The organism is Bradyrhizobium sp. 76, from assembly GCF_023073025.1.
Lineage (GTDB): Bacteria > Pseudomonadota > Alphaproteobacteria > Rhizobiales > Xanthobacteraceae > Bradyrhizobium.
Genome location: NZ_JADPIS010000035.1, coordinates 140228 through 151394, shown reverse-complemented (window position 1 = coordinate 151394; position 11167 = coordinate 140228). Strand labels below are relative to the sequence as shown.

Annotated in this window: 11 protein-coding genes; 6 read left to right on the top strand and 5 right to left on the bottom strand. The window is 64.4% G+C overall.

Going from position 1 to position 11167, the window contains the following annotated elements; translation table 11 throughout:
* Positions 1–4: 4 nt before the first annotated feature.
* The 5 genes from IVB48_RS08520 to hpaH form a co-directional block, all read right to left on the bottom strand.
* A complete protein-coding gene (locus tag IVB48_RS08520) occupies positions 5–874 on the bottom strand; it encodes a fumarylacetoacetate hydrolase family protein (protein ID WP_247399354.1) in 870 nt (289 codons plus the stop codon).
* A 3-nt stretch (positions 875–877) separates the two neighbouring features.
* Positions 878–1861: a 3,4-dihydroxyphenylacetate 2,3-dioxygenase gene (hpaD, locus tag IVB48_RS08515; RefSeq protein WP_027568982.1), complete on the bottom strand. Its 984-nt coding sequence runs from the start codon at positions 1859–1861 to the stop codon at positions 878–880.
* Between the two features lie 66 nt (positions 1862–1927).
* Complete coding sequence (gene hpaE / locus IVB48_RS08510) at positions 1928–3466, bottom strand: 5-carboxymethyl-2-hydroxymuconate semialdehyde dehydrogenase (protein WP_247399352.1); 1539 nt, start codon at positions 3464–3466, stop codon at positions 1928–1930.
* A complete protein-coding gene (locus IVB48_RS08505) occupies positions 3459–3857 on the bottom strand; it encodes a 5-carboxymethyl-2-hydroxymuconate Delta-isomerase (RefSeq protein WP_247359939.1) in 399 nt (132 codons plus the stop codon). The genes hpaE and IVB48_RS08505 overlap by 8 nt, the downstream gene beginning before the upstream one ends.
* Positions 3858–3887: 30 nt before the next feature.
* Positions 3888–4694, bottom strand: coding sequence for a 2-oxo-hept-4-ene-1,7-dioate hydratase (gene hpaH, locus IVB48_RS08500; RefSeq protein WP_247399349.1), 807 nt, complete (start codon positions 4692–4694; stop codon positions 3888–3890).
* A 110-nt stretch (positions 4695–4804) separates the two neighbouring features.
* On the opposite strand from hpaH, the gene hpaR reads away from it, so the two are divergent.
* The 6 genes from hpaR to IVB48_RS08470 all read left to right on the top strand — a co-directional run bounded on the left by hpaR (position 4805) and on the right by IVB48_RS08470 (position 11052).
* Complete coding sequence (hpaR, locus tag IVB48_RS08495) at positions 4805–5323, top strand: homoprotocatechuate degradation operon regulator HpaR (RefSeq protein WP_247288667.1); 519 nt, start codon at positions 4805–4807, stop codon at positions 5321–5323.
* 118 nt (positions 5324–5441) lie between these two features.
* The gene (locus tag IVB48_RS08490; RefSeq protein ID WP_247399346.1) at positions 5442–6527 is read left to right on the top strand and encodes a malate/lactate/ureidoglycolate dehydrogenase; all 1086 of its coding nucleotides are present in this window, start codon (positions 5442–5444) and stop codon (positions 6525–6527) included.
* A gap of 142 nt (positions 6528–6669) precedes the next feature.
* Positions 6670–7446, top strand: a complete 777-nt coding sequence (locus tag IVB48_RS08485; RefSeq protein WP_018456947.1) for an aldolase/citrate lyase family protein — start codon at positions 6670–6672, stop codon at positions 7444–7446.
* Positions 7447–7539: 93 nt separating this feature from the next.
* Positions 7540–9063, top strand: a complete 1524-nt coding sequence (locus IVB48_RS08480) for an altronate dehydratase family protein (RefSeq protein ID WP_247399341.1) — start codon at positions 7540–7542, stop codon at positions 9061–9063.
* A 185-nt stretch (positions 9064–9248) separates the two neighbouring features.
* Positions 9249–9770 carry a PAS domain-containing protein gene (locus IVB48_RS08475; RefSeq protein WP_247399338.1) on the top strand — a complete coding sequence of 174 codons (522 nt, stop codon included), beginning with the start codon at positions 9249–9251 and terminating at the stop codon, positions 9768–9770.
* Positions 9748–11052 carry a methyl-accepting chemotaxis protein gene (locus tag IVB48_RS08470; RefSeq protein ID WP_247399335.1) on the top strand — a complete coding sequence of 435 codons (1305 nt, stop codon included), beginning with the start codon at positions 9748–9750 and terminating at the stop codon, positions 11050–11052. Before IVB48_RS08475 ends, IVB48_RS08470 begins: the two co-directional genes overlap by 23 nt.
* Positions 11053–11167: the final 115 nt, after the last annotated feature.

The window sequence follows — 11167 nt, the reverse complement described above, 5'->3', positions numbered from 1 at the left end:
TTGTTCAGGCTTCGTCGACGACGCCGTTGCGTAAAGATCCGATGCCCTCGGCCGCGACTTCGATAACATCGCCGGGCTTCAGATAACGCGGCGGGTCGAACCGCGCACCGGCGCCGGTTGGCGTGCCCGTGACGATGATATCGCCGGGAACGAGCGTTGCGAAGGTCGAGATATAGCTGATGAGATAGCGGAACGGAAACATCAGCCGGCTGGTGCGGTCGTCCTGCCGCAGCTCTCCGTTGACGTGCGTGGTGAGGCGGATGTCGGCGACCTGCGATTCCTGTGCGTAGGGCACCAGCCACGGGCCGAGGCTGCCGCTGGAATCGAAGTTCTTGCCCTGCGTGACGTTGAACTTGGCATGGCGCAGCCAGTCGCGCACCGAACCTTCATTGCAGAGCGTCAGCGCGGCGATGTGATCGAGCGCCGAACTTTCCGCAATGTGCCGACCGGCCTTGCCGATCACCAGCACGATCTCTCCCTCATAGTCGAGCTGCGCGGAGGCGCGCGGGCGCACCAGCGGTGTGTCGTGGCCGACGAAGGAGCGCGGCGAGCGCATGAACATGCTCGGATATTTCGGCGCGTCCTGGCCGTCCTTGTACTCGGCATTGCGGTCGGGATAGTTGACGCCGATGCAGATGATCTTTTCCGGCGCGGGCACCGGCGGCAGCCAGATGATGTCACTGAGCGCGTGATCGGGCGTGCGGCCGGCGGCCTCTTCCGCGAAGCTCGCGAGCTTTCCTGCCGCGATCACCTCGCGCAGCGTCGGATAGTCCTTTGCGTGGCGCGCGGAGAGATCGACAATGCCGCCGTCCACGACGGCGCCGTACTTCGTTGCACCCTTGACGGAATAGGTGGCGATGCGAGGGAGGTTCATCGCTTAGTCCGCCACCAGCACGTCGGCCACGAAGTTCGGCTCACGCACGGCTTGTCCTGCGAACGGCGAGCCCTGCTCGAACCAGGAGCGCGGGGCCGGCGCGCCCCACAATGTCTGGCGACGGGGATCGCGCAATGACCAGCGCAGCGGCTCGTGGTCGTGATCGCCGGTGAAATAGTCGCTGGTGTAGAGCTCGAGCCGGTGTCCATCGGGGTCGCGGACGTAGAGGAAGAACGCATTCGAGATGCCGTGGCGGCCGGGACCACGCTCGATGTTCTTGACGAAGCCTTGCGAGGCCATGACGTCGCAGAGATGGATGATGTTCATCGCCGTCGGCGTCCAGTACGCGAAGTGGTGCAGCCGCGGGCCCTTGCCATTGGTGATGGCGAAGTCGTGGACATTGCCCTTGCGATGCATCCAGGCTGCGGCGATGCGCCCGTTCGGTCCGTCCTCCTCGGCGTATTCGGTGAGGCGAAAGCCGAGCCGGGCATAGAATTCGACGGTGTCCTGCACTTCGGCGGCGAACACGTTGAAATGGTCGAGCCGCTGCGGATGGCAGCCCCTGTAGAGATCGTAGCGGCGCAGCAGGTGCGGCCGCCGGTCCATCGACGCATATAGCTCGATCTGGAAGCCGAAGGGGTCGGTGAATTGCAGCGTGCGGCCCTGGAAGGGCTGATCGACGAAGGCGTAGCCAAGGCCGTTCTCGGACAGGAACTTCGCGGCCTTGTCCAGATCCCCGTCGTTGCCAACTTTGAAACCGAGCCGGTTGCAGGCAGGCGCCGCCGCCTTGCGCAACACCAGCGAGTGATGCTGGTGCTCCTCGGCGGCGCGCAAGTAGACGACCTTGTCGTCGGCGTCCTCCACATGCAGGCCGACAACGCTTTCATAGAACTCGCGGCTGAGCTTCAGGTCGGTGACGTCCAGCACGGCGTGGCTGGAGCGGATGATGTTGAACGGCGGCTCGAAGATATGTTGCGGTACGGGCATTGCGTTTCCCCTCTCTAGACCCCGCCATTCCCCGTCCGCGCTCCGCGCGTCGAGGAACCGCGGGCGTTAGATTCCCAACTTCTGAATCTTGTGCGTGCCCCGCGCCAGCGAGACGTGCTTGGTTTCCATGTAGAAATCGAACGAGTAATCGCCGCCGTCGCGGCCGATGCCTGATGCCTTCATGCCGCCGAACGGCGTCGGCAGATGCCGGACGTTTTCCGAGTTCAGCCAAATCATGCCGGCTTCCAGCGCATCCGCGACACGCAACGCGCGGCCGACATCGTTGGTCCAGACATAGCCAGTCAGGCCGTAGCGGATGTCGTTGGCGATCTCGATCGCGTCTGCTTCGTCCTTGAAGGGCAGCACGGTGAGGAAGGGGCCGAACACCTCTTCCTGCGCCACGCGCATCTTGCCATGCGCGCCGGTCACCAGGGTCGGCTCGACATAATGTCCGCCGCCCGGGCCGTCATAGGCCTTGCCGCCGACGGCAATCGTCGCGCCGTCCTGGCGTGCGACGTCGAAATAGGAGCACACCTTTGCCAGATGACGCTCGTGGATCAGTGGCCCGATCTCGGTTACGGGATCGAGGGGATGGCCGACCTTCAGGGCTTTTACGCGCGCCGTGAGTTTCTCGGTGAACTTCTCGGCGATGCCGGCCTGGATCAGCAGGCGGCTCGACGACGTGCAGCGCTCGCCGTTGAGCGAGTAGATCATGAACACGACGGCATCGAGCGCGCGGTCGAGATCGGCGTCGTCGAACACGATCACTGGGTTCTTGCCGCCGAGCTCGAAATGCACGCGCTTCAAGGTCGGCGCGCCCTGAACCATGATCGCCGAGCCGGTAGAGCTCTCGCCGACGAAGCCGATCGCCTTGATGGCGGGATGCTCGGTCAGCGCCTTGCCGGCCTCTTCCCCGAAACCGTGCACGGTGTTGAGCACGCCGTCGGGCACGCCGGCTTCCTTGACGAGCTTTGCCAGAATAGCCGCCGTGACCGGCGACCACTCCGCCGGCTTGTGCACGACGGTGCAGCCGGCGGCGAGGGCAGGGGCGATCTTCCAGGTCGAGAGCATGAACGGTGTATTCCACGGCGTGATCACGCCGACCGGGCCGATCGGCACGCGCGTCGAGACGTTCCAATGCTCGTCGCTCGGCGTGTTCTGGCCGTCGCGCGCCTCGCCGCATCGATCGGCAAAGAAGCGGAAATTTTCGGCGGCGCGGATCGCGGCCTTGGCCATGAAGCGATAGGCCTGGCCGGTGTCGATGCATTCGAGCACCGCGATGTCTTCGGCATTGTCCTCGATGGCGTCGGCCACGCGATGCAGCAGCTTCTTCCGCATCGCCGGTGCCATGTCGCGCCAGGACTTGAAGGCGAGGGCGGCAGCGGTGGCGGCGCGATCGACATCCTCGGCATTGCCGCGGGCGACGCTTGCGAGTGTCGCGCCGTCGATCGGCGATTTCGTCTCGAACGTCTCGCCTGAGATTGACGGCACAATCTTGCCGTCGATCATGTGCCCGATACCGTCGGCACGCAGCGTCTTCAGCAGCGGTGCAACGCGGTCTCGGTTGGCCTGGAACACATCGGTTTTCGGCGTGGGCTTATCCATGGGCGGCCTCCGCTTTCAGGGCGTCGTGGATGTTGTTGCGCTTCCAGCTCGTGTCCTTGTCGTTGATCTGCATGTCGAACGAGAGGGCGAATTTCGAGCTTGCGAAGACGGGATCGAGATGCCGGGAGAGCGCCTGGAAGACATGCTCGCCGGCCGTCTTGCGGGTTGGCAGATCGCGGCCTTCGCCGATGCGCAGCACCATGTCGAGAAAGCCGTAGTCTTGCCGCGCGTCGGCGATGGCATAGTGCTCGCATCTGACGGCGCGGACGCGGATGCCGCCGAGCGGGAAGATGCCGGTCTCGACCGCCGCCTTGCGCACCACCTCGCACGCCGCGCCGATGTCGAGGCGGTCGTCGAGATTGGCCGAATATTCGATCGTGAAATGCGGCATCGCGGTTTCACTCCCTGTTTTCTTGTTCGTCTAAGCGAAGTAGCAGCTCACCGAGCCGTAGGCGCCATAATCGGCCTGGATTGTGTCGCCCTTGCGGGTCTCGATCGGACGGATGAAAGAGCCGGCGAGCACGATTTGTCCGGGCTCGAGCGCAAGGCCGAGCGGTGCGATCTTGTTGGCGAGCCAGGCAACGGCCGTGGCGGGATGATTGAGCACGCCGGCGGCAAGGCCGGTCTCTTCGAGCTGGCCGTTCTTGGAACACAACGCACCGATCCAGCGCAGATCGGCGTCAAGCGGGCGGATCGGCCGTCCGCCGAGCACGATGCCGGCATTGGCCGCGTTATCGGCGATGGTGTCGAAGATCTTTCGCGTCGCCTTGGTCCGGGGATCGACGCGCTCGATCCGCGTGTCCAGAATCTCCAACGCCGGCACCACGAAGTCGGTGGCGTTGAGCACGTCGAACAGCGTGCAGTCGGGGCCTGCGAGGCGCTTGCTCATGACGAAGGCGAGCTCGGCTTCCACCCGCGTGGCTATGAAGCGCTCCGTCGGGACCAAGCCACCATCGGCGAAGAACATGTCGTCGAGCAACACGCCGGAATCCGGCTCGTTGATGCCGAGCGCGCTCTGCATCGCCTTCGAGGTCAGGCCGATCTTGTGTCCCCTAACGATGCGCCCCTCGGCAATCTTGACGTCGACCCAAGCCTTCTGAATCGCGTAGGCGTCAGCGATGCTGATGTCGGGAAAGTCCTGCGAGAGTTGCCGGATCTGCGTACGGGTCTTTTCCGCCTGGTGCAGACGGTTCGCGCTAGCTCGGATATCGTCGTTGGAAAGCGCCATTTGTGATCTTACAAATCGTGGTGGGGGAAGATACTTAACATGTTAAGTGAATGCGTCAATCGCAAATTGGCTTGCTGCACTGCAAACGTTTCGCGGCTTGAAGGGGCGTCATGGTGAAGAGACCGGCTGATCCTGCGAACGGAAGCGAGCCCGCCGTCCGGCAGGTGCCGATGCGCGACTTCTCGCGCTCGCTACCGATGTCGCTTCTGCGGGCGCGCGAAGCGGTGATGCGGCAATTCCGTCCCTCGCTGCGTGAGCATGGCCTGACCGAGCAGCAATGGCGCATTCTGCGCGCGCTCGCGGCGATCGACACGGTCGAGGTCACGGAACTGGCGCGCACCGCGTTCCTGCTTGGACCAAGCCTGTCGCGCATCCTGCGTGATCTGGAGGCGCGCAACCTGATCGAGCGCAAGACCGCCAAGGCGGACCAGCGCCGCAGCATGGTCTCGATCTCGGAAAAGGGCGTGAAGCTGATGGCCTCCGTGGCGCCGTCCTCCGAAGCGATCTATGCGGAGATCACGCGACGCTTTGGCGCACGCAAGCTCGTCGAGTTGCAGGAGATGCTCGGCGAGCTCGAACAAAGTCTCGCAGGGCTCGGCGCCGGCGAGGAGGCAAGTGCCGAGGAGTGAAAGCAGATATGCGCAAGCGCGCGTCAACAATCATGGACATCGCCGCAGTTTTTCGCTCAAGTGCCGCTCAAGCCGATCACTGCAAAATCGGCGCCGAGGTAGAGGCAAACAGACCCCCATGGTCACCATCCAGGTTCAGAAGCTGATCGACTTCGTCACCGAGGTCTTCGCGCATGCGCGGTCGTCGCCCGACGAAGCCCGGCGCATCGCCACCTACCTGACCACGGCAAATCTGACCGGCCATGACAGCCACGGCGTGATCCGCGTCCCCGTCTATATTCGCTGGCAGAAGTCCGGCGCGGTCGTGCCCAACCAGAACGCCGAATTGGTGCTCGACACGCCTTCGCTCGCGGTGATCGACGGCAAGTTCGGCTACGGCCAGACCGTGACGCCGCAAGCGGTCCGGATCGGCATCGAGAAGTGCAGGAAGGCGGGACTTGCCGCAGTCGCGCTACGCAATGCGGGCCATATCGGCCGCGTCGGCGATTGGGCCGAGATGGCCGCCGCAGAAGGGCTGATCTCGGTGCATTTCGTCAATGCCGCGGGCTCGCTGCTGGTGGCGCCGTTCGGCGGCGTCGAGAAACGGCTCTCCACCGCGCCCTATTGCGTCGGCATTCCGCGCGAGGGCCAAGACCCGATCGTGCTGGACTTCGCAACCTCGGTCGTGGCCGAGGGCAAGGTGCTGGTCGCGAGCCGCGGCGGCAAGAAGCTGCCGAAGGGCGCGCTGGTCGATGCCGACGGCAGACTGAGCGAGGAGCCGGCCGTGCTCTACGGCCCCTACACGCCGGACGGGCCGCGCGACCACACCAAGGGAACGGGCGCGATCCGAGCGTTCGGCGAGCACAAGGGCTCGGGCCTTGCCTTCATGTGCGAGCTGCTCGGCGGGGCGTTGACCGGAACCGGGGCCACGTCCGGCGGTCGGCGCTTCGCCAACGGCATGCTGGCTTTCTACATCGATCCGAAAGTGGTCGATACCTCCCATGTCTTCGACGCAGAGGTGTCGCGCTATGCGGACTTCATCCGTGCCACCAAGCCGGTGGCCGGGGTCGATCAGGTGCTGATTCCCGGCGACCCCGAGCGGAAAACCAGGGCTGAGCGGACCCAGAACGGCGTCCCCTTGCCGGATGACACCTGGGCGGCAATAGTGAATACGGCCCGCGAGGTCGGCGTCAGCGAAGTGAGCATCCAGAGGGCGACCGCATAGGTCTTGCGTCATTGCGAGCGTAGCGCGGCGCGCCAGTTCGCGGTAACAGCGGGGCTGTGCTGTCGCGGCGCTCGTCATGGTGACGAAGGTCCAAACAACGACGACTTAAACAATAACGGTCCAAAACAAGAAGGAAGGCAACGTGGCGAACAAGGTCAAGGAAATCTGGAAGTCGGGCAAGGCCGTGGTCAACGCGTGGCTCGCGATTCCCTCCGGCTTCTCGGCCGAGATGATCGCGCAATGCGGCTTCGACAGCGTCACCGTCGACATGCAGCACGGCGTGCAGGATTATCTGTCGATGGTGCAGTGCTTCCAGGCGATGGACAAGCATCCGATCACGCCGATGGTCCGCGTGCCCTGGAACGAGCCCGGCATCATCGGGAAGGTGCTCGATGGCGGTGCCTATGGCGTGATCTGCCCGATGGTCAACACGCCGCAGGAAGCCAGGAATCTCGTCTCCTATGCCAAGTACCCGCCAAAAGGCGTGCGCTCCAATGGCCCGATCCGCGCCGGCATGTACGGAACCGCGGGCTCCTACCAGAAGACGGCCAACGACGACATCGTGCTGCTGCCGATGATGGAGACCAAAACCGCGGTCGAGAACATGGAAGCGATCTTCGACGTCGAAGGCATCGACGGCGTCTATATCGGCCCGTCCGACCTCGGCTTCTCCTACGGCCTCGAGCCGAAGCTCGATCGTACCGAGCCGGAGATCCTCGCGATCTACGAGAAGATCATCAAGGAGTGCGGCAAGCGGGGCCTCAACCCGGGCATCCATTGCAGCGGCGCCGAAGGTGCCGCGCGCGCCATCAACATGGGCTTCAAGCTGGTGACGCTCTCGAACGAGGTCGGCCTGATGACGACCTACGCTAAGATGCAGGTGAATGCCACGCGGAAGGATTCCGGCGGCAAGGCCTGAGAACTCGCGAATGGCGAATGGGGAGTAGCGAATGAGCTGCTCCCCTTTTCCATTCGCCACTCGCTACTCACTATTCGCCCTAAGGAGACTCCCATGACCATCAGCCCCGTCATTCGCCTGCATCCCGATGATGGCGTGCTGATCGCGCGCGCAAGCTTGCCGCCGGGAACATTGGTGGCCGACGGCGTGACCACGGTCGAGCGCATTCCTTCCGGTCACAAGGTCGCGATCAAGCCGATCGCAGTCGGGGAGCCGGTGATCCGCTATGGCCAGATCATCGGCTTCGCGACGGTGCCGATCGCGCCGGGCCAGCACGTGCACGTGCAGAACTGCGGCATGGGCGATTTCGCCAAGGACTATGCCTATTGCGCCGACGTCAAGCCGACGCCGAATTTTGACCTGCCGGCGAGCTTCGAAGGCATCCGCCGCCCGGACGGCCGCGTCGCCACGCGCAACTATATCGGCATCCTCACCTCGGTGAATTGCAGCGCGCATGTCGCAAGCCTCGTCGCCGACGTATTCAAGAAAAATCCGTTCACCGGCGATAATCCGCTGGCCGACTTCCCCAATGTCGACGGCGTGGTTGCGCTGACCCATAAGACCGGCTGCGGCATGACGCAGAACGAGCCCTTGGCGCTGCTCCGCCGCACGCTCGGTGGCTATGCGCGGCACGTGAACTTCTCTCACGTCATCGTGCTCGGCCTCGGCTGCGAGGTGAACCAGATCGGCGGCTTGATGGAGGAGCAGAAGCTCGCCGGCCGCCTGCGCGCGATGGACATCCAGGAGGTCGGCGGCACCCGCAAGACGGTGGAAGCCGGCATCGCCTTCGTGCGCGAGGCACTCGCGGAGTCCAACAAGGTCAGGCGCGAGTCCGTTCCGGTCAGCGAATTGACCGTGGCGCTGCAATGCGGCGGCTCGGATGGCTATTCCGGCGTTTCCGCCAATCCGGCGCTGGGTGCGGCCAGCGATCTCATCGTACGTCACGGCGGCACCGTGATCCTGTCGGAGACGCCGGAGACTTATGGCGCCGAGCATCTGCTCACGCGCCGCGCCGTCAGCCGCGAAGTCGGCGAGAAGCTGGTCGATCTCATGCGCTGGTGGGACGAATACACGACGCGCGAAGGCGCCGAGATGAACGCCAATCCGAGCCCGGGCAACAAGGCCGGCGGTCTCACCACCATTTTGGAGAAGTCGCTCGGCGCGATGGCGAAGGCCGGCACCACCAATCTCGTCGAGGTGCTGCGCTACGCCGAACCCATCACCAAGAAGGGTTTCGTCTTCATGGACACGCCCGGCTACGATCCCGTTGCCGCGACCGGGCAGGTCGCCGGCGGCGCCAATCTGGTCTGCTTCACCACGGGCCGCGGCAGCGTGTTCGGCTGCAAGCCGGCGCCCTCGATCAAGCTCGCGACCAACACGCCCATGTACAAGCGCATGGAAGAGGACATGGACGTCAATTGCGGCACCATCCTCGAAGGCGAGGAGAGCGTCCAGCAGTGCGGCCAGCGCATTTTCGATCTCATCCTCAAGACCGCGTCCGGACAGCCGACCAAGAGCGAGAGTTTTGATTTCGGCGGCGCCGAGTTCGCGCCGTGGGTGCTGGGCGCGACGATGTAATTCCTCGTCGCGCGTCGGCGGTAACCCTGCACGGCAAGCGACGCTCCTAAGTAATGATACGGAGCCGTCAAGTGAACACGGGGGTTCCCGCGGTCACACCTGATTAACATCTTCTGCCGTAATCCCTTGGGAGATGCGAACTCCACTCATGTGGGGCGTTCGCCCTTCGTGAGGATTCGTCGACGATGACGCGTGCGATACGGCCGACCGGCGTGGAACATCTCCTCGGTGAGGAGGAGCTGATCGTGTCGAAGACCGATCTCAAGGGCCGCATCACCTACGCCAACGATGTCTTCATCCGCATGGCGAAGTACTCGTGGGAGGAGCTGATGGGCGCCCCCCATAGTCTGATCCGCCACCCTGAGATGCCACGCTCCGTCTTCAAGCTGCTGTGGGACACGCTTCAGTCCAGGCAGGAGATCTTCGCCTACGTCGTCAACCTCGCGAGGGACGGCAGTCATTACTGGGTGTTCGCCCACGTCACGCCGACATTCGACGAGCGTGGCAATATCGTCGGCTATCACTCCAACCGTCGCAGACCCGATCCGGCGCAGATCGAGCGCATCAAGCCGATCTACAAGGCGCTGTGCGCGGAAGAGGCGCGGCATGCCAATGCCAAGGACGGCATGCATGCGAGCTTCGAGGCGATGGTCGGGCTGCTCAAGCAACAGGGTGTCGGCTACGATGAATTTGTGCTCTCTCTCTAAGGCGCAGGGAGCGACCGCGCTCGCATCCGTTCTTGCCGTCGTTGCGTTCGTGCTCTCGCTGGCCGGTGCGACCGGAATTTCCGGTGCGGCGTTGCTTGGCGCGACGGTCGTGCTGCTCGGTTATGCCGTCTGGTGCCAGCATCGCACGGGGGCGGCCGTCGACGAGATGGCAGACGTATGCCGCAAGGCCGCACGTGGCGACCTTGAGGCGCGCATCCTCAGCATCCGCCAGCCCGGACGGATCGGCGCCATTCAGAAGTCGGTCAACGACATGCTCGACATCACCGATGCCTATTTGCGGGAAGCCTCGGCGTCGATGGACTATGCGAGCCGCGGCAAATATTTCCGCAAGATTCTCGCGCGCGGACTACCCGGCTCGTTCCGCCGTTCAGCCACCGTCATCAATTCCGGCACCTACAGCCTCGGCCGTCGTGTGGTCGAGATCGCGGACCTCGCAAAGCAGTTCGGCACGCATCTCGACCAGGTCGCCGGCACTCTGATGGGCGCGGCGACCGATCTCGAATCAGACGCCGGCCAGATGGCGGCGGCGGCCGAGAAGACCAGCCGGCAGACCTCCGGCGTGCTCAGTGCGTCCGACCAGGCCTCGCGCAACGTCGCCACCGTCGCCGGCGCCGCGGAGCAGCTCGCGTCATCGATCGCCGAGATCAGCCGCCAGGTGGCCGGCTCGACCACGAGCACGGGGCGGGCGGTGAACGAAGCCAATCGTGCCGGCAGCGAGATCCGCACGCTTGCGGACGCGGCGATGCGGATCGGCGACGTGGTCAAGCTGATCAGCGCGATCGCCGAGCAGACCAATCTCTTGGCGCTCAACGCCACCATCGAGGCCGCGCGCGCAGGCGAGGCCGGCCGCGGCTTCGCCGTGGTCGCATCCGAGGTCAAGAGCCTCGCCAACCAGACCGCGAAGGCGACCGAGGAGATTAGCGCCAAGGTCGGCGAGATGCAGCAATCGACCACCAATTCGGTCACCGCCGTCGAGGCGATCGCGCAGACCATTACCGAGATCAACGGCATCACCGCCTCGATCGCGACCTCGATCGAGCAGCAGGGGCTCGCCACCCGGGAGATCGCCCGCAACGTCCAGGAAGCCTCGGCCGGCACCTCGCAAATGTCCTCCAACGTCACCGGCATCAGCGAAGCCGCCGCCGACACCGGCCGTGTGGCGAGCCGCGTCAACAGCGCCTCCGAACGCGTCTATGGCGAGGTCGAGACGCTCCGGCGCGAGGTGACGCAGTTTTTGCAGCGGCTGACGTCAGCGGCGTAGGACATCGCGGAGAGGACGCGCATTCTTCCCCTCTCCCCTTGTGGGAGAGGGTGGCTCGCAGCGTTTGCGGCGAGACGGGTGAGGGGTCTCTCTCCGCGCGCACCTCTCACGCCGG